Annotated in this window: 25 protein-coding genes; 9 read left to right on the top strand and 16 right to left on the bottom strand. The window is 65.0% G+C overall.

Annotated elements, in window-relative coordinates; translation table 11 throughout:
- The first annotated feature begins 179 nt into the window (after positions 1–179).
- The 3 genes from thiL to NCS03_RS11795 are packed head-to-tail and all read left to right on the top strand — an operon-like array spanning position 180 to position 2,220.
- Positions 180–1,169, top strand: a complete 990-nt coding sequence (thiL, locus tag NCS03_RS11785) for a thiamine-phosphate kinase (protein WP_250529202.1) — start codon at positions 180–182, stop codon at positions 1,167–1,169.
- Positions 1,159–1,692 carry a phosphatidylglycerophosphatase A family protein gene (locus tag NCS03_RS11790; RefSeq protein WP_239295150.1) on the top strand — a complete coding sequence of 178 codons (534 nt, stop codon included), beginning with the start codon at positions 1,159–1,161 and terminating at the stop codon, positions 1,690–1,692. Before thiL ends, NCS03_RS11790 begins: the two co-directional genes overlap by 11 nt.
- Before the next feature lie 27 nt (positions 1,693–1,719).
- Positions 1,720–2,220 carry a CinA family protein gene (locus tag NCS03_RS11795; protein ID WP_008342881.1) on the top strand — a complete coding sequence of 167 codons (501 nt, stop codon included), beginning with the start codon at positions 1,720–1,722 and terminating at the stop codon, positions 2,218–2,220.
- A 265-nt stretch (positions 2,221–2,485) separates the two neighbouring features.
- Here the strand turns inward: NCS03_RS11795 and pyrF are convergent, their stop codons facing one another.
- The 16 genes from pyrF to mpl all read right to left on the bottom strand — a co-directional run bounded on the left by pyrF (position 2,486) and on the right by mpl (position 20,103).
- On the bottom strand, positions 2,486–3,298 hold the full coding sequence (gene pyrF / locus NCS03_RS11800; RefSeq protein ID WP_250529203.1) for an orotidine-5'-phosphate decarboxylase: 813 nt from the start codon (positions 3,296–3,298) through the stop codon (positions 2,486–2,488).
- Positions 3,299–3,377: 79 nt separating this feature from the next.
- Positions 3,378–4,481, bottom strand: coding sequence for an aldose 1-epimerase (locus NCS03_RS11805; RefSeq protein ID WP_250529204.1), 1,104 nt, complete (start codon positions 4,479–4,481; stop codon positions 3,378–3,380).
- 87 nt (positions 4,482–4,568) lie between these two features.
- Positions 4,569–5,444 carry an SMP-30/gluconolactonase/LRE family protein gene (locus tag NCS03_RS11810; RefSeq protein ID WP_250529205.1) on the bottom strand — a complete coding sequence of 292 codons (876 nt, stop codon included), beginning with the start codon at positions 5,442–5,444 and terminating at the stop codon, positions 4,569–4,571.
- A complete protein-coding gene (locus tag NCS03_RS11815) occupies positions 5,435–6,223 on the bottom strand; it encodes an SDR family NAD(P)-dependent oxidoreductase (protein WP_250529206.1) in 789 nt (262 codons plus the stop codon). The genes NCS03_RS11810 and NCS03_RS11815 overlap by 10 nt, the downstream gene beginning before the upstream one ends.
- A 704-nt stretch (positions 6,224–6,927) precedes the next feature.
- A complete protein-coding gene (gene araH / locus NCS03_RS11820) occupies positions 6,928–7,944 on the bottom strand; it encodes an L-arabinose ABC transporter permease AraH (RefSeq protein WP_175982767.1) in 1,017 nt (338 codons plus the stop codon).
- Between the two features lie 18 nt (positions 7,945–7,962).
- Positions 7,963–9,477: an L-arabinose ABC transporter ATP-binding protein AraG gene (araG, locus tag NCS03_RS11825; protein ID WP_250435194.1), complete on the bottom strand. Its 1,515-nt coding sequence runs from the start codon at positions 9,475–9,477 to the stop codon at positions 7,963–7,965.
- 56 nt (positions 9,478–9,533) lie between these two features.
- A complete protein-coding gene (locus NCS03_RS11830; RefSeq protein ID WP_008342889.1) occupies positions 9,534–10,541 on the bottom strand; it encodes an arabinose ABC transporter substrate-binding protein in 1,008 nt (335 codons plus the stop codon).
- 131 nt (positions 10,542–10,672) lie between these two features.
- A complete protein-coding gene (locus NCS03_RS11835) occupies positions 10,673–11,449 on the bottom strand; it encodes an SDR family oxidoreductase (protein ID WP_250529207.1) in 777 nt (258 codons plus the stop codon).
- Positions 11,446–12,123, bottom strand: coding sequence for a 2-dehydro-3-deoxy-6-phosphogalactonate aldolase (locus tag NCS03_RS11840; RefSeq protein WP_008342891.1), 678 nt, complete (start codon positions 12,121–12,123; stop codon positions 11,446–11,448). Before NCS03_RS11840 ends, NCS03_RS11835 begins: the two co-directional genes overlap by 4 nt.
- 15 nt (positions 12,124–12,138) lie before the next feature.
- A complete protein-coding gene (locus tag NCS03_RS11845; protein WP_250458972.1) occupies positions 12,139–13,113 on the bottom strand; it encodes a 2-dehydro-3-deoxygalactonokinase in 975 nt (324 codons plus the stop codon).
- A complete protein-coding gene (locus NCS03_RS11850) occupies positions 13,110–14,039 on the bottom strand; it encodes an IclR family transcriptional regulator (protein WP_008342893.1) in 930 nt (309 codons plus the stop codon). The genes NCS03_RS11845 and NCS03_RS11850 overlap by 4 nt, the downstream gene beginning before the upstream one ends.
- A 348-nt stretch (positions 14,040–14,387) precedes the next feature.
- Entirely contained in the window at positions 14,388–15,146 is a 759-nt protein-coding gene (mtgA, locus tag NCS03_RS11855) for a monofunctional biosynthetic peptidoglycan transglycosylase (RefSeq protein WP_250529208.1), read from the bottom strand.
- 1 nt (position 15,147) lies between these two features.
- Positions 15,148–15,990, bottom strand: coding sequence for a shikimate dehydrogenase (gene aroE, locus NCS03_RS11860; RefSeq protein WP_250435197.1), 843 nt, complete (start codon positions 15,988–15,990; stop codon positions 15,148–15,150).
- Positions 15,987–18,041, bottom strand: a complete 2,055-nt coding sequence (locus tag NCS03_RS11865) for a ribonuclease catalytic domain-containing protein (protein ID WP_033536347.1) — start codon at positions 18,039–18,041, stop codon at positions 15,987–15,989. The genes aroE and NCS03_RS11865 overlap by 4 nt, the downstream gene beginning before the upstream one ends.
- Positions 18,042–18,103: 62 nt before the next feature.
- Complete coding sequence (locus NCS03_RS11870; RefSeq protein ID WP_250529209.1) at positions 18,104–18,703, bottom strand: YqiA/YcfP family alpha/beta fold hydrolase; 600 nt, start codon at positions 18,701–18,703, stop codon at positions 18,104–18,106.
- The gene (gene mpl, locus NCS03_RS11875) at positions 18,700–20,103 is read right to left on the bottom strand and encodes a UDP-N-acetylmuramate:L-alanyl-gamma-D-glutamyl-meso-diaminopimelate ligase (RefSeq protein ID WP_250435199.1); all 1,404 of its coding nucleotides are present in this window, start codon (positions 20,101–20,103) and stop codon (positions 18,700–18,702) included. Before mpl ends, NCS03_RS11870 begins: the two co-directional genes overlap by 4 nt.
- A 201-nt stretch (positions 20,104–20,304) precedes the next feature.
- Between mpl and NCS03_RS11880 the strand changes: the two genes are divergently transcribed.
- The 6 genes from NCS03_RS11880 (at position 20,305) to NCS03_RS11905 (ending at position 26,325) form a co-directional block, all read left to right on the top strand.
- A complete protein-coding gene (locus tag NCS03_RS11880) occupies positions 20,305–20,952 on the top strand; it encodes a hypothetical protein (RefSeq protein ID WP_008342899.1) in 648 nt (215 codons plus the stop codon).
- Between the two features lie 18 nt (positions 20,953–20,970).
- On the top strand, positions 20,971–21,510 hold the full coding sequence (locus NCS03_RS11885; RefSeq protein ID WP_175982757.1) for a TlpA family protein disulfide reductase: 540 nt from the start codon (positions 20,971–20,973) through the stop codon (positions 21,508–21,510).
- Between the two features lie 527 nt (positions 21,511–22,037).
- Positions 22,038–22,511 carry an acetyl-CoA carboxylase biotin carboxyl carrier protein gene (gene accB, locus NCS03_RS11890; RefSeq protein WP_008342903.1) on the top strand — a complete coding sequence of 158 codons (474 nt, stop codon included), beginning with the start codon at positions 22,038–22,040 and terminating at the stop codon, positions 22,509–22,511.
- Positions 22,512–22,665: 154 nt separating this feature from the next.
- The gene (gene accC, locus NCS03_RS11895; protein WP_008342904.1) at positions 22,666–24,033 is read left to right on the top strand and encodes an acetyl-CoA carboxylase biotin carboxylase subunit; all 1,368 of its coding nucleotides are present in this window, start codon (positions 22,666–22,668) and stop codon (positions 24,031–24,033) included.
- A 25-nt stretch (positions 24,034–24,058) separates the two neighbouring features.
- The gene (gene prmA / locus NCS03_RS11900; protein ID WP_008342906.1) at positions 24,059–24,961 is read left to right on the top strand and encodes a 50S ribosomal protein L11 methyltransferase; all 903 of its coding nucleotides are present in this window, start codon (positions 24,059–24,061) and stop codon (positions 24,959–24,961) included.
- A 50-nt stretch (positions 24,962–25,011) separates the two neighbouring features.
- Positions 25,012–26,325 carry a zinc-ribbon and DUF3426 domain-containing protein gene (locus NCS03_RS11905; RefSeq protein WP_250502632.1) on the top strand — a complete coding sequence of 438 codons (1,314 nt, stop codon included), beginning with the start codon at positions 25,012–25,014 and terminating at the stop codon, positions 26,323–26,325.
- The last annotated feature ends 33 nt before the right edge of the window (positions 26,326–26,358 follow it).

A 26,358-nucleotide genomic window follows, 5' to 3' on the forward strand; every position in this document is an offset into this window, starting at 1 on the left:
GCGGTTTCGGACCGCGCTCCATGCATTTCGGCTACAAGTGCCATGACTGGAAAACGTCTGGTCGGTCCGTCCGGCAAGCCTTCGCGGGCATCGGCCGAGTGTTTTCGAGATGCGGCGCCGGTTTCGGCGCGCTGTGTTTTTCATCGTGCATTGCAACAATCAACCTCAAGCGCCGACGCATGCTCTCCGAGTTTTCACTGATCGACCGTTTCTTTGCACGCCGCGCGACGGCGCCTTCCCCGCGTCATGACGAGGAGGCCGCGAAGCCGCTCGGCATCGGCGACGACTGCGCGCTTATCGCGCCGCCGGTTGGCCATCAGCTCGCCATTTCGACGGACATGCTGGTCGAAGGACGCCACTTCTTTCCCGATGTCGATCCGTACGCGCTCGGTCACAAGGCGCTCGCGGTGAACCTGTCCGATCTCGCCGCGATGGGCGCGAAGCCGCACGCGTTCACGCTCGCGCTCGCGTTGCCGCGCGCCGACGAAACGTGGCTCGAAGCGTTCAGCAACGGTCTCTTCGCGCTCGCGGAACGTCACGATTGCGCGCTCGTCGGCGGCGATACGACGAGCGGGCCGCTCAACATCTGCATCACGGTGTTCGGCGACGTGCCGCAGGGTGCGGCATTGCGTCGCGATGCGGCGCGTCCCGGCGACGACATCTACATATCCGGCACCTTGGGCGACGCGCGCGCGGGCCTCGGCGCGATTCGCGGCGAGTGGTCCGCGCCGGAAGCTTCCGCCTGGCGGCGCGCGCTGGAGCGCCCGGAACCGCGCGTCGCGTTGGGCATGGCGTTGCGCGGCGTGGCGCACGCGGCGCTCGATATCTCCGATGGCCTCGCGGGCGATCTCATGCACATCCTGAAGCGTTCGGGCGTGCGCGCGGTCGTCGATGCCGATGCCGTGCCGTGCTCCGATGCCGTGCGCGCGCTGCCCGAAACCGCGCGCCGACAATGCACGCTCGCGGGCGGCGACGACTACGAGCTCTGCTTCACCGCGCCCGTCGATGCCCGCGACGCGCTCGCCAAGATCGCGACGGACGTGAAAGTGCCGCTGACGCGCATCGGTACAATCGAGTCATCCGGTGCGCCCGCAATCGCCTGGCGCGATGCGTCGGGCGCCCCGCTCTCCCTGACGTTGCAAGGCTTCGATCATTTCCATGCAGACTGACCCCACGCTAGCGGGCGACCCGGCCGCGCCGCGCAGCAAGCCGCGCCGGGCGAGCGCGCGCTTCATGCTCGACCATCCGCTTCATATTCTTTCGCTCGGCTTCGGCAGCGGACTGTCTCCCATCGTGCCGGGCACGGTCGGCACGTTATTCGCATGGGTGTCGTTCGTCGTGTTCAATCCGCATCTGACGGTCGCGGAATGGGGCGCGCTGATCGTCGCCGGCTTCATCGCCGGATGCTGGTTCACCGGCTTCACCGCGAAGAAAATGGGCACCGACGATCCGTCGCCGGTCGTGTGGGACGAGATCGTCGCGTTCTGGCTCGTGCTGCTGCTCGTCACGCCCGCGACCTTCACCGGGCAATTGTGGGCGTTCGTCGTGTTCCGCTTCTTCGACATGGTGAAACCGCCGCCCATCCGATATTTCGATCGCCGGTTGAAAGGCGGTTTCGGCATCATGTTCGATGATCTCGTCGCGGCGTTCTTCACGCTGCTCGTGATCGCGCTCTGGCGCATGACCGTCTGATTTTTTCCATCCATCGAGACTACCGCCATGCCAACCGACACCGTCGTTCACCAACTTGCGATTCGCGTCGGCAACAAGCTGCACGCCGAACGGCTGATGCTCGCCACCGCCGAGTCGTGCACGGGCGGCATGGTCGCGACCGCCATCACCGATATTTCGGGCAGCAGCGCGTGGTTCGAGCGCGGCTTCGTCACGTATTCGAATCTCGCGAAGATCGAGATGATCGGCGTGCCCGCGACGCTGATCGAACAGCACGGCGCGGTCAGCGAGCCGGTCGCGAAGGCCATGGCCGAAGGCGCGCTGCGCAACAGCCGCGCGCAGGTCTCGGTGTCGATTACGGGCGTGGCGGGACCGGCGGGCGGCAGCGAGGCGAAGCCGGTCGGTACCGTGTGCTTCGGATGGAGCAATCGTCTGAATACGCAGATCGAGACCCAGCATTTCAAGGGCGACCGCGAACAAGTGCGAACGCAGGCCGCCGCGCATGCGTTGCGCAGGCTGCTGGAGTTCATGGATCAGAGCGAGCGCTGAGCGCGCGTCGATCGCATGAACAAGCGCATCGACAATCCGGCCGATTCCGTCACGTTCAGCAAGGATCAGGTGGCCCGCTGGATGGGTCGGAAGACCTTCGGCCGCAATCGAACGTCACATTGCCGACCGAGCCGCCGTTGTACATCGCCATCGTTAAGCGCTCGCGGCGGGCATTCTGTCCGAAGATGCGCGCGCGGTGGAGAAGTTCTCCGCCGAAGACATCGAGGCGCTGTTCGCGCCTATTGCCGATAGTTGAAGCGCGCGCTCACCGATACTGATTGATCGTATCGCGCGTCTTCTTCGCGGCTTCGCCCGCGGCTTGCGCGTAATCATCGCCCTTGCCGGCGTAGATGATCGCGCGCGACGAATTGATCAACATGCCCGTTCCGTTCGCGGTGCGGCCCGCGCGCACGGTTGCTTCGACATCGCCGCCCTGTGCGCCGATGCCCGGAATCAGAAGCGGCATGTCGCCGACGATCCCGCGTACCGTTTCGATTTCCTTCGGAAACGTCGCACCGACGACGAGGCCCAACTGGCCCTTGTCATTCCACTTTTCCGCCGCGAGCCTGGCGACGACCTGATACAGCGGCTTGCCATCGGTCGTGAGAAATTGCAGATCGGAGCCGCCCGCGTTCGACGTTCGGCACAGCACGATCACGCCCTTGCCCTCATGCGCGAGATACGGCTCGATGGAATCGAAGCCCATGTATGGATTCACGGTGACGGCATCGGCCCGATAGCGCTCGAACGCTTCCTTCGCGTACTGCTCGGCCGTGCTGCCGATATCGCCGCGCTTCGCATCGAGAATCACCGGAATGCCGGCGTGCTTCTCGTGGATATGCGCGATCAGCGCTTCGAGTTGATCTTCCGCGCGATGCGCCGCGAAGTACGCAATCTGCGGCTTGAACGACGATGCATACGGCGCGGTTGCATCGACGATGGTCTTGCAGAACTCGAAGATCGCGTCGGCGCGGCCGTTGAGTGCGCCGGGAAACTTCGCCGGCTCCGGGTCGAGGCCGACGCACAAAAGCGATTGAGTCCGCGACCACGCGGCATTGAGCGATTCGATGAAGGACATGGCGGGAAGATGTTGAAAACGTCGATGCCACGCATTTTAACGTGCGTGGCGTCATCTTCCGTCGCGCTTCCGGCGCGGATCAGCGCGCCGCGTCCCGTGCCCGCGCCTTCGCGCCTGCCCGCGTGCGCGGCCTTCCGCGCCGCGTCGCTTCCCCGGTGCGCTCGACGGTGAAGCGGAATTCCCGCGACAAGCGTTCGCCCGGTTCGAGCACGGTCATGCCGTTCGCTTCCCCACCGCCGGGCAGATTCACCGCGTTGATCGGATGATCGACCGGCTCGAAGCAGAAAAAGCTTTCGCCGGGCGGCGCGTAGAGCACGTAGTAATCGGTGTCGGCGGCGATCGTCAGCGACAGGCGGCGCTTCGGCCACAGCACGCTCGTGCGCCCGCTCCATCCGGTGAACGCGTTGTTGACCATTTCCGATGGCATCGGATACGCAACGCCGAATTGCCACGCGGGCGGCGTCGGAACATGCCGCACAGGCAGCCAGTCGTCGCCGCACAGCCACACGCCGCCCGCCGCCGCCGACAACTCCGTGTCCGCCTCGCGCATCAGGAACGGATGCAGCCCGAGGCCGAACGGCAGCGCTTCGTCGCCGGTATTTTCGACATCGAGCGTCACGGCGAGCGTCGCTTCGTCGAGCGTGTAAGTCTGCGCGGCGCGAAACGCGTAAGGCGTGCCGCCGCTGCGATCGAGCGTGAGACGCACGCGCGCGGAATCCTGCTCCGCGACTTCCCACGCGCCGAGCCAGCCATCGCCGTGCAGCGGCAGCGGTTCGCCCGCGCGATTGCACGGCACGTCGATCGAGCGTCCGGAAAACTGAAAGTGTCCGTTGCCGATGCGGTTCGAATACGGCAAAAGCGGATAGCACGCGAGCTGATTCGGATCGGTGTCCGGTCCCGGCTCGACGCACGGCCGGAAGATCGGCACGAGCGTGCCTTCGTGCCGCCAGTCGAAGCGCGTGATGCCGCCGCCGAGCGACGGTGCCAGCTCGAGCCGCAAATGCGCGTTGGCGAGCGTGATGCAGCCGTCGACATCGGCGCCGCCCATCGCGACGACCGCGGTGCTCGGGCCGGGACGGATCGGCGGTTCGGTGGCGGCGGCGAGACGCGCACGGCGGGTGTTCGCCTGTTCCTTGGACGTCGATGCAGGATTCGGTCTTTGCTCTGTTCGCGCGACAGCCATGACTCGTGCTCCATCGAGAGGCGAAGAACCCGGCGTTGCCGGGATGGGTCGGGCGGCGCGTCGATCGCGCGCCGCCTCGTGTTCTGGTTACGCCTTGCCCGCAAATACGGCTTCCGCGATGCCGCGTGCACCGGGCGTCGCGACGAACACGCCGCCTGCGTGCGCGTCTGTTTCGCCGAGGCCGATGCGCGCCGTCGTCACATACAGCGTGCCGAAGTCCGCGCCGCCGAACGCGGCGCAACTCGGCTGCGCGCTCGGCACGTCGATGCGCGCCGTCTCGCGGCCGTCGCTTCCGTAGCGCACGACGCGCGCGCCGCCCCACTGCGCGTTCCACAAGCCGCCGTCCGCATCGACGATCGAGCCGTCGGGCACGCCGGTCGCATCCGTCAGCTCGACGAACACGCGGTCGTTGTCGAACGTCGGATAGTCGCATACGCGAATCTGACGCGTGGGCGAGTCGCAGTAGTACATCGTCGCGCCATCGGGCGAGAAGCCGATGCTATTCGAGATCGCGCAATTCCCGAGCGGCAGCTTTTCCAGCGACAGATCCGCGTTCAGCCGATAAAACGCGCCGACCGGTTGCGCATCGTCCACATCGTGTTTCGTGCCGAACACGAAGCTCCCTTCGCGGTCGCAACGGCCGTCGTTGAGGCGCGTCGGCAGATCGGCTTCGACTTCCATGATGGTTTCGATCTTGCCCGTCGCGATTTCATGGAACGCGAGCCGCGATGCGAGGCCGAGCAGCAGGAAACGCGCATCGGCGCACGGCGTGAAGCAGGCGAGCCGCTCGGGCATGTCGAACGATTCGCTCGCGCCGTCGCGCGGATCGTAGCGCCACAGCTTCTTGCCTTCGATATCGGTCCACCAGAAGCGGCCGCTCGCGGCGCACCACGTCGCGCCTTCGCCGAGCGAACACTGGCTGTCGATGAGAAGTTGCGCTTGCATCGGATTCATCAGACCCATCCTCCGTCGACGATCATGTCCTGCGCCGTGATCATTCTGCTGTCGTCCGATGCGAGAAACAGCGCCGCGCGCGCGAGGTGTGCGGGCAGCAGTTCTCCGTCGATGCACTGGCCTTGCTTGATTGCTTCCTTGCCGGCCTCGTCGAGCCACAGACGCTTTTGCTTTTCGGTCATCACCCAGCCCGGCACGAGCGTATTGACGCGGATGCCGAATTTGCCGAGATCGCGCGCGAGGCCGCGCGTCATGCCTTGCACTGCCGATTTCGACGTCGTGTAGACGGGGAAGTTGCCTTGCTTGAGCATCCAGCTGATCGAGCCGAGATTGATGATCGAGCCGCCGCCCGCGCGCTTCATGTCGTCGATGACGGCCTGCGCCGCGAAGAATTGATGGCGGATGTTGACCGCGATGCCTGCATCGTACGACTCGGGTGTGACGTCTTCGATTGCGTGGCGTTTGTCGTTGGCGGCGTTGTTGACGAGCACGTTGATGGGGCCGAGGGCGGCTCTTACATCGGCGATGCCTTTGCGTAGTGCGTCGATGTCGGTCAGGTCGACGTTGAGGAACATCGGGCGCGTTTGGCCTTCTTGCAGAGCCGCGCCGAGGCGGTCGGCGAGCGCTTCGCCAGCGTCGGTGTCGATGTCGAAGAAGGCGACTTTCGCGCCCTGATCGAAGAAGTGTTCGACGAAGCCTTCGCCGATGCCGGTTGCGCCTCCGGTTATCAGCACTGTTTTGCCTTGCAGGCTGGGGTATCTTGCGAGGTTCTTTTCGATCGTTGGCATTGGGTTTTGTCTCTCCTTGCTGCGCTTGTCGCGCTTGTTTGCTTTGCGCTTTTCGCCGGATCCCGGTTTCTTAGTGGTCTATTAGCACTGCCCCTGTGCGGGGCGGCACTCACTTTCTTTGCTGCTGCAAAGAAAGTAAGCAAAGAAAGCAGCTTCCGATACGCCCGCGGTCACACGCAATTTGGGTAGTCCTCTCGTCGTTCGTGGGCTGCCTAACGAGTGCCCTCATAGGCCCAACCCGACTTGGCTCGCGCACGGTCTGCCTTCACTCGCCACACACCAAACTGGTTCAGCACCAAATAGCTCCAGCCCGCTTCGCGGCCGACCGGTCAATCGGGTCCGCGCGTGCTTCTTTGCTGCCGTCTCCATCTCACTGCACTTGCCGCCCGCTGGTTTCCCTTGCATACCCGGCGGCAGCGCGTAGCGCTGTGCCGAAGCCATTTCGTGCTGAACCAGCGTTCTCAACACCTTCGGGCGGCGGACCGTGCGCGAGCCAAGCCCGGTTAGTCCTTCGAGGGCACTCTTTAGGCGAGTGCCGCCTGGGACGAGAGTACTACCCAACGTGCGTGTGACCGCGGGCCTGAAAAGCTGCTTTCTTTGCCTACTTTCTTTGCAGCAGCAAAGAAAGTAGGTGCCGCCCCGCACAGGGGCAGTGCTAATAGACCGACACGAAAACGGGATCCAGCGACATCAACCGCAAAACATCAATCCCGCGACCCGCGATTCTTCAACTGATCGAGCAGAACGGCAGCAAGCAGGATAGCCCCTCTCACGAGGTACTGATAAAACGCGTCGATATTCAAAAGGTTCATGACGTTCTCGACAGTACCCATGATGAGCACGCCAATCACGACACCGGAAATCGTCGCCCTACCGCCCAGCAGAGAAACACCGCCAAGAACACAAGCAGAAATGACATTGAGCTCGAAGCCTTGAGCGGCATTCGGCTGCCCCGACGTGATCCGCGAAGCGAGAATAACCCCAGCCAGCGCGGTCACAGCGCCCTGAATCAAAAAGATCCACACACGCGTGCGCTCGACATTGATCCCCGCGAGCCGCGAAGCCTCGGGATTACCGCCGATAGCCAATGTATTACGTCCATACACCGTCTGATTGAGCAATACGCCAAAAACGATGAAGCACGCAAGCGTGACCCAGATAGGCAGGGAAATCCCGATCATCGACAGACTGCCGAGCGCGATGAACGTATCCGACGACACACCCACCGCCTGCCCGTGCGACACGATGAACCCGAGCCCGCGCACGATTTCCATCGTCGCCAAGGTCGTAATCAGCGCATTGATTCGCAGATAAGCAATCACCGCGCCGTTCACAAACCCGATCACCGCACCCGCAGCCACCGCCGCGATGATCGCGATGAACGTGTTGTCCGTCGCATTCAGAACCATCGCGCACAGAACACCGGCGAAGGCGATCGTCGAGCCCACCGACAAGTCGAAGTCGCGCGACGCGAGGCAGAACATCATCGTGCACGCGACCATGCCGATCTGCGAGATCGACAGCGCGAGGCCGAGCATGTTCTCGATCGAGAAGAAGTGATCGACGGTCAGCGACATCGTCACGAACATCACGATGAAGATCACGATCAGGCTGTATTCCGTGATCTGCTGCCACCACTTCTGCTTGTCGTTCTTTTGCGGGATCAGCGCGTTCGCGACGCTTTCCGTCGCCTGCCCCACGATGTTTTCTCTTGCTTCCATGATTCGCTCCTCTCGTCTTTACGCCGCCTGCGCGACCGTTTCCGCCTGCGGCAGCGCAAGGCTCAACACTGTTTGTTCGCTCGCCTTCTCGCGCGCCAGTTCGCCCGCGATACGCCCCTGCCGCATCACGACGATCCGGTCCGACACGCCCAGCACTTCCGGCAATTCCGACGAAATCATCACGATCGCGCAGCCGCGCTCCGCAAGCTGATAGATCACGTTGTAAATCTCATGCTTCGCGCCGACGTCGATGCCGCGCGTCGGTTCGTCGAGAATCACGACCTTCAGGTCCGGCTCCGCGAGCCAGCGCGACAGAATCGCCTTCTGCTGATTGCCGCCCGAAAGAAAACGGATGCGCTGCTTCCGGCTCGGCGTCTTGATCTTCAGCAACTGGATGAAGCGCTCGGCCGTCTGCGCCTCCTTCTTGCGATCCAGAAACAGCCCGCCGCGCAGATAGTGTCGCCGGCACGAAATATTGATGTTCTCCGCGACCGTCGCCATCGCGACGATGCCTTCTTCCTTCCGATCCTCCGGACACAGCACGATGCCGTGACGAATCGCCTCGCCGGTGCTGCGAACCTTGATCGGCTTGCCGTCGAGCACGATGTCGCCGCCCTTCTTTCTGTCCGCGCCGTAGACGAGATGCATCAGCTCGCTGCGTCCCGCGCCGACGAGCCCGAAGAAGCCCACGATCTCCCCGCGCTTCACTTCGAAGCTCGCGGGCGCGCTCAATGCATCGCCCTCCACGTTCTTCACGGAGAAGCGCACGTCGCCCAAAGGACGCGCGCGATAGTTGTAGATGTCGCTGATCTCGCGCCCGACCATTTCCTGCACGAGCGTTTCGCGCGGCACATCCGCGAGCGAAAGATGCGAGGCGATCTTGCGCCCGTCGCGGAAAATCGTGCACGCGTTGCACAGTTCGTAAATCTCGTCCATGCGATGCGAGATGTAGATCAGCGCCCGGTTATCCGCCTGCAGATCGCGCACGAGCTTGAAGAGCACTTCCGTCTCGCGATGCGACAGCGAACTCGTCGGTTCGTCGAGCGCGATCACGCGCGCGTTGCGCAGCAGCGCCTTGCAGATTTCGACCATCTGCCGCTGCGCGATCGACAGCTTGCGCAGCTTCGCATTCGGATCGAGATCGACGCCCATCGCCGCAAGCCGCTCGCGTACGTGCGCCTTGGCCGCGCGCTTGTCGACCCAGCCGAGCCGGTTCGGCAATGCGCCGAGCAGCAGATTCTCGGACACGGTCAGATCCGGCACGTACTGCAATTCCTGATGAATCACCGCGATGCCCGCGGCAATCGATGCCGCCGCGCTCGCGAAATGCACTTCCTTGTCGTCGATGAGCACGCGCCCCGAATCGGGCTGATACTCGCCGCCGAGAATCTTGAGCAAGGTCGATTTGCCCGCGCCGTTCTCGCCCATCAAACCGTGAACTTCGCCGGCGTTGACGTCGAACGACACGCCGTCGAGCGCGCGCACGCCTGGAAACACCTTGCCGATATTGTCAAAACGCAGCGTCGCTGACACATCGCCTCCTATTCTCGAGCGGACCGCACGCGCGGCCCGCTTCCCTCACGAAAGACTTAGTTCGATGCCAGTCCCATCTGCTGGCGCACCGATGCCACGTTTTCACGCGTAGCCAGCATGCCGGTCGTGAGCGTGAGCGGCGGCGGCGCCTTGCCGTCCTTGATCCACGCGTACATCAGCTCGGACGTCTCTTCGCCGTGGCGCTTCGGGCTGATGATGACGGTGCCGTAGAAGCCCGTCGGATTCGGCTTCTTGAACTCGTTCAACGCCGAGTCCGATCCGCCGATACCAATGCCGATCATGTTGTCCGCCTTGAAGCCGCGGCCTTCCGCTGCGCGCACCGCGCCGAGGACGGCTTCGTCGTTCAGGCCGTAGGCGACCCAGTGCTTGTATTGCGGATTCTTCGTCAGCGCGATGTTCGCGGCGTTGAACGCGTTCTCGGTGTCGGTCTTCGCCTGCGGCGCGGCGACGATGTTCGCCTTCGGGAAACCGGCGGCGACGAGCGCATCGGTCGCGCCGGCCGTGCGGTCATGCGCGGTCGGCAATTGCTCGTAAGTCACGTCGATCGCGCCGACATCCTTCATGTCCCAGCCGCGCTTCTTGATCTCGGCGGCGATGCCGTCGCCCACCTGCTTGCCGATGTTGTATGCGGAAATGCCCATGTGCGGCACGGATTCGATCGGCTTGCCCGAACCGTCGACGAGGCGGTCATCGACCGTCATCATCTTGAGCTTGTCGGCCTTCGCCTTCGCGACGATGCCCGGCCCGAGCTTCACGTCCGGCGTGCAGATGATGAAGCCCTGCGCCTTCTGCGCGGCGAGGTTGTCGATCGCGCTCATCACCTTTTCACCCGACGGCGCGCCGATCTTCACGAGCGTGAAGCCCTTTTCCTTGGCGGCGATTTCGGCGAACTTCCATTCGTCCTGGAACCACGGCTCTTCCGGCTGCTTCACGAGGAAGCCGATCTTGACCTCGTCGGCGGCCTGCGCGACCGGCGCCGCGATCATGGACGCGCTCGTTGCCGTGGCAGCGGCGATCAGCGTGAGGAACAGTCTGCGTTTCATTTTTTGTCTCCCGACTTTTTCCGATGTCGAAAAATGCCCGCGCGCGGGCGCTACGAAGTGTGTGGCCGCTTTCTTGTTGATTGATGTCCGCACAGCGGCCAGTGCGTCATTCCTTCGTGATCTCGTTTGCTTCAGTCGTGGTACAGCGCGCTTCGCCCGCCATCCACGGTGATACAGCTCGCGTTGATGAACGGCGCCTCGTCCGATGCGAGGAACACCGCCGTCATCGCGACTTCCCGCGGCTCGCCGATACGCTTCATCGGCTGAAGATCGAGCGTCGCCTGACGCGCGGCCTTCGGATCAGCCTGCGAATTCCACCAGTCGAGCGTCAGTTGCGTTTCGATGTAACCCGGCGCGATCGCATTCACGCGCACGTTGTTCGGCGCGTACTCGATGCCGAGCGCGCGCGTGAGGCCGATCACACCGTGCTTCGCCACCGGATACGGAAAGCAGCCCGGAATGATCTTGAAGCTGTGCGTCGACGCGATGTTCACGATGCTGCCGCGCCCGCGCTCGACCATGCCCGGCAACACCGCGCGGCAGCCGTTCCACACGCCGTCGAGATCGACGGCGAAGCAGCGGCGCCAGTCGTCGTCGGTCATCGTGAGCGGATCGCAGAACACGTTGATGCCGGCGTTGTTCACGAGCACGTCGAGCGGGCCGAGCGCGGCTTCGGTCTGCGCGACGGCTTCCTTCACCGATGCGCTTTGCGTCACGTCCGTTTCGACCGCGATGACGTTCGCGCCGGTTTCTTCCCCGATGCGCTCGGCCGTTTCGCGGGCCGTGCCGATGTCGAGTTCCGCGAGCGCGACGCGTGCGCCCTCGCGCGCGAACGCCAGCGCGATCGCCGCGCCGATGCCGCGTCCCGCGCCCGTGACAATCGCGACCTTGCCGGCGAGGCGGTTCATTTGGCTGCGCCTCGTGCAACGGCCAGTCCGTCGATGAACGCCTTCGCGTGCCGCGCCGTGACGTCCGCGCTCTGGCCCGGCTTGTAGAGCGCCGAGCCGAGGCCGAAGCCGTTCGCGCCTGCGCTCAAGAACGGCTCCATGTTGTCCGGCGCAATACCGCCGACCGGCACGAGCGGCACGTCCTTCGCGATCACCGCGCGCCATGCCTTCGTCACCGTTGGGCCGAGTTGCTCGGCGGGAAACATCTTCAGCACGTCCGCGCCGTTCTTCAGCGCGAGAAACGCCTCGTTCGGCGTCGCGACGCCCGGCGCGCACGCGAGACCTTGCGCCTTCGCGGCGCGCACGACATCGGCGTCGCTGTGCGGCATCACGATGAGCTCGCCGCCCGCGGCCTTCACGCTATCGACGTAACTCGGATGCAGCACCGTTCCCGCACCGACGATCGCATCGGCGGGGAGCGTCTGACGGATCGCCGCGATGCTGTCGAACGGCTGCGGCGAATTCAGCGGCACTTCGACGATGCGAAAGCCCGCTTCATAGAGCGCGCGGCCGTGATCGGCGGCTTCGGCGGGCGTGACGCCGCGCAGTATCGCGATCAGCGGGCACGCGGCGAACGCCTTTGCGAGACCGGCGTGCATGCCGTAGGGCGCGGGCAGATTGATGGGAGGCTGCATCGTGTTCTCTCCTTTTCAGGCCGCGCGCCTGGCCGCGACCAGCCCGGCCAGCGCGGCGATTCCATAAAGGCCGTGCTCGGTGGCGTGCGCGACCGTGGCGGCATCGTGGCATCCGAAACGCGCGAGCGCGGCGCGATAGCGATTGCAAAGCGCATCGTTGCCGATCAGGCGCAGGGGCTTTCCCGCGAGCGCGGATTGTTCGCGCGCAAGCACTTCGTTCAGCCCGCGCAATTCATGGCCGATCAACAGGCCCGACAAATAATCCGATTGCTGCTCCGCGCTCAGTTGGCCCGTGAGGCCGAGCGTGCGCGTGCTGAAGATCGTCGCGAGCACGCCGGGATGACCGGCATCGCGCGCCGTCTCGACGCCGCGCAGGAACGCCTGTTCGTCGTGCGTCGCGGTGGGATGCATCGTGCGGCCGAGGATCGTGTGATCGCGCAGCGCGCTGAAGGTCTCGCCCGTCATGAAGGTGTAGAAACGCTCGATGCGCTCATCGGCGACGAACGCCCACTTCGCGTGCGTGCCCGGCAGTCCGATCAGCGCGCCGCCCGCGTTTCCGAGCGCCGGCTCGCTCGCCAGCGCGCCGAAAATCTGCGTTTCCTCGCCGCGCATCACGTTGGGCAACACGCCGCGCTCCAGCACGCCCGGCACGACATGCAGCACGACGCCGCGCGCCGTCTTCACATCGACGATGCCCGCGACGAGCGCATCGGCGTTCGCCGGCGTTTCGACGTACGGCGCTTCGACCCAGCCCTGCGCGCTGCCGACCATGCCCGCCGCGATCACCGGCAAGTGCGCGTGCGCGTCGAGCCACGCGCCGCAGGTTTGCTCGAACGCCTGATCGAACCCGCCCGCCGGCAGATTCATGATGCCCGCCGACGATGCGCGCGTATCGAGGGCGAGACCGTCGGCGCCAAGCAGATAGGCGCGCAGCGAAGTCGTGCCCCAGTCGAGCGCGATGAGCGCGGGCGTGGAAACGGATGCGGTCATCGCTTGATCCTGCGGGCGGCCTGCGGCGCGCGCCAGCCAAGTTCCTCGGAGATCGCGTGCGCTTCGCGCTGCACGACCGGAATCAGTTCCTCCATGCGCTCGTGCGGCATGTAGGGAATGGTGCTCGCCACCGACAATGCCGCGACGATCGCGCCCGACGCATCGCGCACCGGCGCGGCAACGCAGCGGATCGACGCCTCGTTCTCTTCGAGATCGAACGTGAAGCCGCCTTGCGCATAGCGCGTCATGCGCTGCTGGAAGGTGTCGAAGTCGGGGCGGTTGTCGGGCTTGAAGCTCATTCTCGCGAGCACGCGATGCGACGCTTCCAGCAGCTTCTTCCACGCGTTCGCTTCGAGGTCGAGCATCATCGCCTTGCCGATGCCCGTCGACGCGAGCGGCATCCGGTGCCCGACGCGCGAACGCATCTCCAGGCCGCGCGTGCCCGGAATCTTGTCGATGTAGAGCACGTCGTCGCCGTCGCGCACGCCGAGATGGATCGTGTCGTGCGTATGCTCGGCGAGCGCCTGCAGATGCGGTCGCGCGACGGTCGTGAGCGGCATCTGTTCGAGCGCGATCGTGCCGAGTTCGATGAGCTTCGGCCCGAGCAGATAGCCGCCCTGCACCTGACGCAGATAGCGCGCTTGCACGAGCGAGCTCACGAGCCGATGCGTCGTGCTGCGCGTCGTGCCGAGCGCCGCGCCGAACGCGCGCAGGTCGCGCGCGCCGTTCGCGGCGGCTTCGAGAATCGCGAGGCCGCGCAACAGCGTCTGCGTGCCCGCCTGCTGCGGTGTGATGTCGACGAGCGCGCTCGGCAGCGCGATGGCGTCGGGATCGGGTGTGTGCTTCGTCCCGCTCGCGCCGTTGGACTTGGCGCGCGCTGCGCCCGCCTCGGCGACGTCGGTTTCAGGGGTCTGGAATTTGGTCATGGCGCGAATCCCTCGTCGATCACGATGCGCGCCGGATGACGCACGCGGGCGCGTCCCCGATGGAATGAGCGTACGAATCGTGCAAGGAGGCCCGCGAGCGCGGGCGTGCGATCGAATGCATGACGTGTCTCCATTGTTCTGGTCGTGCGCGCCGGAAGTCGCTCCGGTCGTCGCCCGCGTGTGCCGTTTCAGGCTTTGGCCGGATTGTAGTTCCGGCTCTTCGATTTATTCAATATGTGATCGTCGTGCTCACATAATGGGAGATAATCTTGCAGCCGAAAGCTTCTGGAAAACAAAAAAGCCCTGAATTATCAGGGCTTTGCATTGTTTATCGCGGCCAGCTAAATTTCACTGCGGCAGTTCCGCCGCCCCCATCCGCCGTGCGATGACGCCCGCGCGCTGCGACAAATACGGCGCATTGCGATGGTCGTCGAAATACTTCGGGCGCGGCAGCATCACCGCAAGCCGCGCGCTCTGCCAGGCCGTCAGTTTCGCCGCCGATGTCTTGTAGTAATACCGCGCCGCCGCTTCCGCGCCGTACACGCCGTTGCCCCACTCGACCGAATTCAGGTAGATCTCGAAGATGCGTTCCTTGTCCATCCAGAACTCGAGCATCCAGGTGATGACGAGCTCCTGCGCCTTGCGCACATAGCTCTTTTCGCGCGACAGAAACAGGTTGCGCGCGAGCTGCTGCGAAATGGTCGAGCCGCCCGCGACGATTTTTCCGCGCGCCTTGTTCTTCTCCCACGCCTGAAGGATGGCGTCGGTTTCGTAGCCGTTGTTATTGACGAAATTCGCGTCTTCCGAAGCGATGATCGCGCGCTTCAGATTGCGCGAAATCTGCTCGTACGGCACCCAGGTGCGTTGCAGCGAAATGCCCGGATGCGTCTTCGCGAGCGTCCACGCGTCGGCGCGCATGAAGGCCGTCGGACCGGGATTGACGATCGTCCAGATGCCGATCTGCGCGAAGAACCACATTTGCGTCGCGATCAACGCGATGCCGAGCACCGATACGCCGTACGCGATCCAGCGCGCCGGGCCGAGCCGCACCGCTTTGCGCACGCGCGGCGAGCGGCTGCCCTGGCTGCCGACGGGCGCGGTGGTCATGTCAGGCTTTCGCGGCCAGCGCGGCGCGCAGATCGCGCAGCACCGCGCCGCCATCCGGGCGCACGCCGCGCCAGATGAAAAACGATTCGGCGGCCTGCTCGACCAGCATGCCGAGACCGTCCGATGCGCGCGCGCCGAGCTTCGACGCGTGTTGCATGAAGACGGTCGGCTGCGCGCCGTACATCATGTCGTAGGCGAGCGTGCCCGCGCCGAACGCGCCGTCGTCGCAATCGGGCAAGGCGGCGTCGAGGCTGCCCGCGGTCGCGTTGACGATCACGTCGTACTGCCCGGCTTCCGCGCTGTCGGCGCCGCCGCCCGAGAAACGCACGCCGCACTCGGACGCGTTCTGCGCGAACTGATCGACGAGCTGATGCGCCTTCGCCGCCGTGCGGTTGACGATGGTGAGCGCCGCCGGCGCGCGATCGAAGATCGGCAGCACGACGCCGCGCGCCGCGCCGCCCGCGCCGAGCAGCAGAATGCGCGCGCCTTTCAGACTCACGCCGAGATTCACTTCGATGTCGCGCACGAGCCCGACGCCATCGGTGTTGTCGCCGCGCACGCCATCCGGCCCGAAGGCGAGCGTGTTCACCGCGCCCGCCGCTGCCGCGCGCGGCGACAGCGAATCGGCGAGCGCGTGCGCTTCGAGCTTGAACGGCACGGTGACGTTCATGCCGCGTCCGCCCGACGCGATGAACGCCTTCACTTCACGCGTGAAGCCATCGAGCGGCCCGAGAATGCGGCCGTATTCGATCGGCTCGCCGGTCTGCGCGGCGAACTTCGCGTGAATCCACGGCGATTTGCTGTGCTCGATCGGATTGCCGATCACCGCGTATTGGTCTTTCATGGCGTCGGTTCCTGCGCGTTGTCGGGCGTTTCCGGTTGTGGCTGCTCCACCGACGCTTCCGCCTGCGCTTCGGCTTCGCTTTCGGCAGAAAGATCGCTCGTCTCGATGATCTCTTCTTCCGCCTCTTCTTCCTCGACCGGCGCGCTCGCGGACGGCGCGTCGATCACATGCAGCAGACGGCACGATGCTTCGACCGTCAGCTCGTCGATCGATACGACTTCGAGCATCACACGCGTGCCGCGCGCATGCACGCCGAGGCCGGGCACGTGCAGGATCAGCGGGATCTCTTCGAGCCGCACGAGATCGTCCTTGATGACCGAAGCGGGAACGTGCTTCCTGTTCTCCTGCTTGAGCCAGCGCAGGCACCAGAAATACTCCATGCGGCGCTGGTGATCGGCATACGCGGTGTACGTGTCGTCGAAACCCTGCACGACGGCGAAAAGGTCCGCGTCCTTCGGCTTGAACGGCGCGGCGAGCTTGGCCGTCACGCCATGCTGCACGCACGCGAGCAACTGCCATTGATTGACGAGGTCGACATAACGGCGCAGCGGCGACGTGCTCCACGCATATTGCGCGACGCCCAGGCCTTCGTGCGGCGCGGGCGTCGTCTGCATGCGCGTGCGTTTCGGTCCCGGACCGCCGAAGCCGCGCTGCGAACGATAGATGCCCGGCACGCCGTGATCGTTGAGGAACGCGCCCCACGACGAATTCGCGAGAATCGCCAGTTCCGCGACGATCAGATCGAGCGGCGAACCGCGACGGCGCGGCGTGATCGTGATGTGCTCGCCATCGACATAAAAGTTGAAGTCGTTGTTGCGCTGCACTTCGCGCTTGAGGCCGTAAGTCGCGCGCGCCTGCTGACGCTTTTCGAAGAGCGCCTGCGCGAGCGGCCACAGCACCGCGATGTCTTCCTTGTGCGGATAGTCGCCCGTGCCGGCCGCGAGCGTTTCCTCGGTGACGAACTCGTCGAGATGGTTGTGGCGCAGGTTGCTCTTCACGAACACGCGTTCGGCGCGCGTTTCAGTGGCGACGATATCCTGCGTCTCGCGATTCACGATGATGTACAGCGACAGCGCTGGGCGCAGCCCGCCCTCGCCGAGCGTGAACACGTCGACGACGTTGTCGGGCAGCATCGTGATCTTGTCGCCGGGCATGTAGACCGTGGAGAGACGACCGCGCGCGATGGCGTCGATCGTGTCGCCACGCGTAATGCCGAGCGCCGGCGCCGCGATGTGGATGCCCACGCGCACGCGGCCATCCGAAAGATGCTCGACGGAGAAGGCATCGTCGATTTCGGTGGTGGTGACGTCGTCGATGGAGAACGCTTCGACGTGCGCTTCCGGCAAATCCTCGGGCAGCGGTCCCGGCTGCACCGACGGAAAACCGATGCCGTGCGGGAAGAACTCCGACAGGAACTTCGCCTCGTGCAACTGTCGGGGCGACGCGATGCCGCCGCATTCGAGCATCAGCCGCGCCTGCGAGATGCCGCGCGCCGCCGCCGCCGCTTCGAGCGCCTTGTACTCGATCGAATTCTTGTCCGGCTTCGTGAGCAGGCCGATCGCCTTGCCCTTCAGCGCATCGGGCAGCTTGCCCGCCTTCAGTTCCTCTTCCCAGCCCTGCTGCACGAGCGCCTGCTGACGCTTGCGTTCGAGCGACGCGAGCGCCATCTGCAATTGTTCCTGCGGCGCGCGCTGATACTGGCCGCGCCCTTTGCGCCGGAAGTAAACCGGCGCGCCGTGCATGCGCAGGACGAGCGCCGCGCGTTCGGCGGGTCCGAACTTGTCGCCGAAGTAATCCGCGCCGAGCGCGGCGAACGGAAATTCCTCGTCGGGCGCGCATTCCCACAGGAAGTCGAGATCGATCTCCTGCGCGATGGCGTCGGCTTCCTGCATCAGATCGCCGGCTGCGGGCTTCTCGAACTCGATCAGCACGTCTTTCGCGCGCACTTTCGCGCGCCGGCCGCCCGGCAATTCGACCTGGAACGCGTCGCCCTGTTTCGACAACACCGATCCGGCCTTGAAACTACCCGATTCCTCGAAGAAAACGTTCACTCAATACTCTCGTAAAACGGTGGACCGGGCCGCGCTTGCCGCGCGCCGGCGAATGAATGGGCTCAGGCGGCTGCGGTCGCGCGCACGGGTGGCGGCGCCTGGTCGCAGAACGCGATGACATCGGCGAGATAAGCCGGGAAGTCGCTGATCGCGTGATCGCTGCCCTGAATCAGCGTGGTTCGCACGCCGGGATAATGGTCGAGCATCGTGCGGTAATCGAGCACTTCGTCGCCCGTCGCCGCGATCAGATAGTAGCGCTCGGGCCGCGTGATCGATTCGACCTTGAGCGCGCGCAACTCGTCGAGATGGCGCGGCAGCACGGTGATCGTTCCGCCGCCGTGCCACAACGGCTGCTCGCCGAGAAAATGGCTCAGATCGCGATCCGGCACGACCGCCGGATTGAGCAGCACGGCGCGCCAGCCGTGTTTCTCCGCGAGATACGTCGCGTAATAGCCGCCGAGCGAACTGCCGACGACGGTCACATCGCCCGCTTTCTCGCCCGCCGCGAGCGGTTCGGCCAGAGCGACGGCATCGCACGGCGACACCGGCAGCGACGGGCACTGCCATTCGCCGAGCCTCCCGAGTTCCGCGAGCCGCGCGTGCATCACGCGCGCCTTGAACGATTGGGGAGACGAGCGAAAGCCGTGCAGATAGAGAATCACGAATGTCCTCCTGCGCCACGCGCCGAAAGCGCGTCGAGCAGTTTCTGATGGACGCCGCCGAAGCCGCCGTTGCTCATCACGAGTACGTGGTCGCCGGGGCGCGCGGCGGCCGCGACCGCCTTCACCAGAGGTTCGATTTCGTCGAATGCCCGCGCCTTGTCGCCGAGCGGTGAGAGCGCTTCTGCGAGATTCCAGCCGAGCTTGTCGCGGCCTTCGCGCGCGCCGTAGCCGAAGACGAGATCCGCGCCCGCGAGACTCGCCGGCAATTGCGCTTTCATCGTGCCGAGTTTCATCGTGTTCGAGCGCGGCTCCAGCACGGCGAGGATGCGCGACGTATCCGAATTGCCGATGCGCGTGCGCAGGCCCGCGACGGTTGTCTCGATTGCGGTCGGATGATGCGCGAAGTCGTCGTAGACGGTGACGCCGTCGACGCTGCCCTTCACTTCCATGCGCCGCTTGACGTTGCGAAAACTCGCGAGCGATTTCGCCGATTGCGCCGCCGGCACGCCGACCGAGCGCGCGGCCGCGATCGCAGCGAGCGCGTTCATCCGATTGTGCTCGCCCTGCACCTGCCAGTCGACGACGCCCTGGCGCTCGCCTTCCCAATACACGGCGAACTGCTCGTCGACGGCGGCGCCTTGTTCGACGGGCAGCGCCTGCCATCCGCCTTCCACGCCGAAGCGTTCGACGCCCGACCAGCAGCCGCGCGTGAGCACCCGTTCCAGCGCCGCCTCGCGCCCGTTCGTGACGATGCGCCCGACGCCCGGCACCGTGCGCACGAGGTGGTGGAATTGCGTTTCGATGGCCGCGAGATCGGGGAAGATATCGGCGTGATCGAATTCGAGATTATTGAGCACGGCCGTGCGCGGACGGTAATGCACGAACTTCGAACGCTTGTCGAAGAATGCCGTGTCGTACTCGTCGGCTTCGATTACGAAAAAGCTCGAATCGGTCAGGCGCGCGGAAATGCCGAAGTTCAACGGCACGCCGCCGATCAGAAAGCCGGGATTCATGCCCGCGTCTTCGAGCAGCCATGCGAGCATCGAGCTCGTCGTGGTCTTGCCGTGCGTGCCCGCCACCGCGAGCACCCATTTGCCGTTCAGCACATGTTCGCCGAGCCACTGCGGGCCGGATGTGTATGGCAGGCCGCGATCGAGGATGGCTTCCATCAGCGGATTGCCGCGCGTCACCACGTTGCCGATGACGAAGAGATCCGGCTCGAGCGCGAGCTGCTCGATGCCGTAACCTTCGATCAGTTCGATGCCCTGGGCTTCGAGTTGCGTGCTCATCGGCGGGTAGACGCCGGCGTCGCAACCGGTGACCTTGTGGCCCGCCTCGCGCGCCAGGACGGCGAGTCCGCCCATGAAGGTGCCGCAGATGCCGAGGATGTGGATGTGCATAAACCGTGTCGCGCCGCGCGGGCGATTGAGATGCGAAAACAGGAACGGCGCCGTACCGGTGAACCTGAGGGCAAACCCGTGCAGAAAGGCGCCTGAAGGCGCATATTGTAACCGAGCAGGCTAAGCGCTTTTCCCCCGGCGCAAGCCTGCCGCCCTTGGCCCGCAAAAGGGCCGCTCGAGCTTATCTAGTATCATTCCGGCATGGTTCGCAAATCACATTTCGATCCGCAGCGCGTGCGCGAGGAAATCGCGATCGCTGCCGCGAGGATGATCGCCGAAGACGGCCTCGACTACTCCACCGCCAAGCGCAAGGCTGCGCGGCAGGTCGTCGGCGAGGCGAAGATCGGCGGCGAGTTCCTGCCGGATAACGACCAGATCGAAGAGGAAATCCGCGAGTATCAGGCGATTTTCCAGAGCGACAGCCAGCCAGCCGTGCTGCGCCGGATGCGCGAAGTCGCGCTCGACTGGATGGAGCGCCTGACACCCTTCGATCCATATCTGACGGGCGCGGTGCTCAACGGCACCGCAGGCGAGCACTCCGATATTCATCTGCAATGCTTCTGCGACAATCCCAAGGAAGTCGCGATTTATCTGCTGAACGCGAACGTGCAATACGACGTGTCGGAGACGCGGCACTTCGCCGGGCGCGGCTATGTCGAGACGCTGAGCTTTCTGCATCGCGCACGCGACGAGGAGCCGGTCGGCGTGCATATCGCGCTCTACGGTCCCGACGATCTGCGCGGCGCGGTGCGCGCGGACAACCGCGGCCGCCTCGCCCGCGCGAACGCGGCGGCCGTACGCACGCTGCTCGATCACCCCGATGTCCCGCCGCTCGAGATCAGCGGCTGATCTATCTTCTCTACGCTCATGAAAAGCACACGCATTCTGGCGGCCCTCGTGGTCGCCGTCGCCGCGACCGTCGGCGGCTTCTACGCGGGCCATCTGTTCACTGGCGGCGATACCGTGGCCGCGACGCAGCCGAGCGGCAACGCCGTCGATCAACTGTGGAAGGCGACGCCGCCGGGCGCTTCCGGCACGTCGCAACCGCTCGCGGCGTTCAAGGGCAAGCCGGTCGTCGTGAACTTCTGGGCGTCGTGGTGCGGACCGTGCGTGAAGGAAATGCCGACGCTCTCCGCGATGCAGCGCGATTACGAAAAGAAAGGCATCACGTTCATCGGACTCGGCGTCGATAGCGAGAAGAACGTCAACGATTTTCTTAAGAAAGTGCCGGTCGCCTATCCCGTCTACGTCACCGGCTTCGGCGGCGCGGATCTTGCGCGTAGCTTCGGCAATAATGCGGGCGGCCTGCCGTTTACCGTCGTGATCGACGCGAATGGGAAAATCCGCTCCACGAAACTGGGCGAAGTCGACCCGGCCGAGTTGAAACATACGCTCGACAGCCTGTAAAAATTGGCTGCGTGTACGCCGTGGCTGCGTCGAGTAAGCTGCGAGTTAGCACGCAGTACGCCGATCTTGCTGGAAATTCGACGCGACTCCCAATACGCGGCGGTAATTTGTCCCATGGTTGCGAGCCGGACTGCACAGTAAAACTAGACAAAATTCTCTAAACGGCGCTAAAGTGCGCCGAATTCCGCACAACCCGAAGCGACTATGACAACTCTGCCGGTGCCATGTGGCCCCCTCGCCGTCAAGTCCGACCTCCGCAAAACGGCGGTCGGAAGGCGTGGAGCATCCGCAGCCGTCATCCGCGTGCTGTTCGGGCGCGCGCTTCGAAGCGACCACGCCGATACGTTCGACATGAACGCTACCGGCGTGCCGACCGATTCTGCAGCCGTCGTTTGCGCGGGCGCTTTCGCGAGCGCGCGTGTGGGACGGCTGGCCGCGCCGACTCGCGGCTGAGCAGTCAGAACACCCACAAATCAAGTCAAGTGCCGGGCAGTCCCGGTCTCCAAGTATTGAAAGGGGATTTTTCGATGGACCTTCGTAAACTGAAAACGCTGATCGACCTCGTCTCGGAATCCGGCATCTCGGAGCTGGAAGTGACGGAAGGCGAAGGCAAGGTTCGCATCGTCAAGAACGCCGCGCCGGTCTACATGCAGGCGCCGCAGCAGTACGCACCGCAGGTGCAGTCGCCGGCCGCGCCGCAATTCGGCGGTGCAGGCGAAGCCGGCGCGCCGGCAGCCGCTGCGCCCGCGGCCGCCGCGCCGCAAGGTCACATCGTGACCTCGCCGATGGTCGGTTCGTTCTACCGTGCGCCGTCGCCGGGCGCGGATCCGTTCATCCAGGTCGGCGATACGGTGAAGGAAGGCCAGACGCTGTGCATCATCGAAGCGATGAAGCTCTTGAACGAAATCGAAGCGGACAAGGCCGGCGTCGTGAAGGAAATCCTCGTCGAGAACGGCCAGGCGGTCGAGTACGGCCAGCCGCTCTTCGTGATCGGCGACTAAAGGCGCACCGGGCCGTGCCGCGGATGCGCCTCGCAGCCGCCGCCCGGCCCCGCCGCGCCGGCGCGCTTCATGCGGCATCGATCCGTCGAGAAGCGCGCCGCCGATTGGATCCCCGAGGGCCGCTCGCGCGAGCCCGTTGATGAGCCGACCCACTATGTTTGAAAAAATTCTCATTGCGAACCGCGGCGAAATCGCGCTTCGCATCCAGCGCGCGTGCCGCGAGCTGGGCGTCAAGACAGTCGTCGTCTATTCCGAAGCCGACAAGGAAGCGAAGTACGTCAAGCTGGCCGACGAAGCCGTGTGCATCGGACCGGCGCCTTCGAATCTCTCGTACCTGAACATGCCGGCGCTCATCAGCGCGGCCGAAGTCACCGACGCCGAAGCCATCCATCCCGGCTACGGCTTTCTCTCCGAAAACGCCGACTTCGCCGAGCGCGTCGAGCAATCGGGCTTCACGTTCATCGGGCCGCGTCCCGAGACCATCCGCCTGATGGGCGACAAGGTCACCGCCAAGCAGACGATGATCAAGACCGGCGTGCCGTGCGTGCCGGGCTCCGAAGGCGCATTGCCGGACGATCCGCGCGAGATCGTGAAGATTGCGCGCGCAATCGGCTACCCCGTCATCATCAAGGCGGCGGGCGGCGGCGGCGGGCGCGGCATGCGCGTGGTGCACACCGAAGCGGCGCTCGTGAACGCCGTCAACATGACGCGCGAAGAAGCGGGCCGCGCCTTCGGCAACCCGCAGGTGTACATGGAGAAGTTTCTCGAGAACCCGCGCCACATCGAGATTCAGGTGTTGTCGGACTCGTTCCGTAACGCGATCTGGCTCGGCGAGCGCGACTGCTCGATGCAGCGCCGTCACCAGAAGGTGATCGAGGAAGCGCCGGCGCCGGGCATTGCGCGGCGGCTGATCGAGCGCATCGGCGACCGTTGCGCCGACGCGTGCAAGAAGATGGGCTATCTCGGCGCGGGCACGTTCGAGTTCCTGTACGAGAACGGCGAGTTCTACTTCATCGAAATGAACACGCGCGTGCAGGTCGAGCATCCGGTGACGGAACTCATCACGGGCGTCGATATCGTGCAGGAGCAGATCCGCATCGCCGCGGGCGAAAAGCTCTCGATCCGCCAGAAGGACATCCAGTTCCGCGGCCACGCGATCGAGTGCCGCATCAACGCGGAAGATCCGTTCAAGTTCACGCCGTCGCCGGGACGCATCACGTCGTGGCATACGCCGGGCGGCCCGGGCATTCGCGTCGATTCCCACGCGTATGCGAACTACTTCGTTCCGCCGAACTACGATTCGATGATCGGCAAGCTGATCGCGTTCGGCGCGACGCGCGAGCAGGCGATCAACCGCATGCGTATCGCGCTGTCGGAAATGGTCGTCGAAGGCATTTCGACGAACATCCCGCTGCATCGCGAGATGATGATCGACGCGAAGTTCGTCGAAGGCGGCACGAGCATTCACTATCTCGAGAACAAGCTGGCCGCGCGCCAGGCCGCCGTCGCCGAAGAGTCCTGAAGCACGCCTTATTCAGAGAGATAGCATGAGTTACCGGGAACTGATCGCCGAGCTGGATCGCGAGCACGCGGAAGCGCTGTCGGATGCGCTGCTTGAAGTCGGCGCGCTGTCGGTGTCCGTCGAAGACGCCGACGCCGACACGCCCGACGAACAGCCGCTCTTCGGCGAGCCGGGTCTCGTGCCTGAAAAGCGTGCGTGGAACCGTTCGCGCGTCGTCGCGCTGCTCGCCGAGGACGCAGATCCCGACGTGCTGCTCGCCGCGGCCGCGAACGAGATCGGCCTCGCGGCAACCCCGCAGTTCACGGTGCGCGAGGTCGAGGAGCAGGACTGGGTGCGTCTCACGCAGGCGCAGTTCGATCCGATCGCCATCGGCGAGCGTATCTGGGTCGTGCCTTCGTGGCACGACGCGCCCGATCCGAACGCGCTCGTGCTCGAACTCGATCCGGGCCTCGCGTTCGGCACCGGCAGCCATCCGACCACGCGGCTTTGCATGGAATGGCTGGAGCAGTCGGTGAAGCCGGGACAATCGCTGCTCGATTACGGCTGCGGCTCCGGCATCCTCGCGATTCTCGCGAAGAAGTGCGGCGCCGATCCGGTCGTCGGCATCGACATCGATCCGCAAGCGGTCGAGTCGGCGCGTCAGAACAGCGAGCGCAATCGCGCGGACGTGATCTACGGCCTGCCCGATGCGTGCCCCGCCGGCGAGTTCGATATCGTCGTCGCGAACATCCTCTCGAATCCGCTCAAGCTGATGGCGTCGATGCTCGCCGCGAAGGTAAAGCCGGGCGGCAGAATCGCGCTGTCGGGCGTGCTCGCGCGCCAGGCCGACGAGGTCGCGGCGGTCTATGCGAAGTGGATCGACATCGGCGTTTGGCGCGAGCACGAAGGCTGGGTATGCCTCGCGGGAACGCGGCGCGAAAGCCTTTAGAATAGCGCCATCCTCCACGATCAGGCCGTCAGGCCAACGGCACTTCTTATATGGCGCTGGCAACCCGCTGCCCCCACTGCGAAACCGTATTCAAGCTGGACCCGCATCTGCTCGCGCCGCATGACGGCCGCGTGCGCTGCGGACACTGTCAGGAAGTTTTCGATGCCGCGCATCATCGCTTCGAGCTTCCGGACGAGCCGGCCGCGGCAGGCGTCGCTCAGCATGCCGCGATCATCGACGATGATGCCGCCGTCGGTCCCGCGACAAGCTCGGGCGCAGGCCACGCTGCCGCCGCCGATGCACCCGCGCATGTGACCGCGCCGCCCGATGCGCCGCTCAAGCCGCGCCCGTTCGCGCCGCGCAACCTCGATCTCGGCGCGCCGAGTTCCATCAAGCATCCCGATGCCGACAGCGAAGGCACCGTCTATGCGAACGCTCCTGCAGCGTCGAGCGCGTCGAGCCAGACTCGCGCCGCGCCGCCGCGCAGCGAACCCGATCAAGCCGATGCCGCGAACGAGCCGTCCGCGTTGCCTTCGGAACCCGCCCGCCTGAAGCAGTACATTCGCGTCGGCGTGCCGCATCCCGATGCCGCGAACTCCGAGCAAGCCGACGATACGCCGCTCGGCGAACCGCCCGTCGCGCCGCTCGCCAATGCTGTCGACGATCGCGCCGAGCCGTTCATCGGTCCGGTTCATCAGCCGGACGCGCCGCCCGCGCGCGCCGCCGCGGAACCGGCCGTACCCGCATGGCGCGACGACGCGGAGCCCGGTTTCGGCGCCAAGAAGCCGCCCGCTCCTGCTCGGCGCGTCAGCGCGAACGAGGCGTTTCCCGTGATTCGCGAGTCGCGGGAAACGCGCGCGCCGGTGCGTGGCCGCGGCGGAGCCGGGAAGGCGGGACGTGTCGTGGGCGTCATCGTCGCCGTGCTGCTGGCGTTGCTGTTGCTCGTGCAGCTCGCATGGTGGCAACGCGAAACGTTGATGGTCTACGTGCCCGGCTCGCACGCGCTCTATTCGAACGTCTGCGATCAGATCGGCTGCACGATCTCGCCGCCGCGCGACATCGACGGATTGCAGATCGAGAGTTCCGGGCTGCGCCAGGTGGACGGCCCGCACAAGCTCGAACTGAAATTGTCGCTGCGCAACCGGATGGACGTCGCGCTGGCGTATCCGGCGCTCGAACTCACGCTGCTCGACGACAAGAACAACGTCGCGATCCGGCGCGTGCTCTGGCCGCAGGATTACGCGCGACCGGGTACGATATTCGCCGTCGGCCTCGCGCCGCAAAGCGCGCAACCGGTGATCGTCCGGCTCGATACGGGCGACGCGGTTGCCGCCAATTACCGGGTTCAGGTCTTTTACCCGTGATGTCGGGCAGGCGCGCGAACGCCGCCTGCCCCG

This window comes from Caballeronia sp. ATUFL_F1_KS4A (genome assembly GCF_023630905.1).
GTDB lineage: Bacteria > Pseudomonadota > Gammaproteobacteria > Burkholderiales > Burkholderiaceae > Caballeronia > Caballeronia zhejiangensis.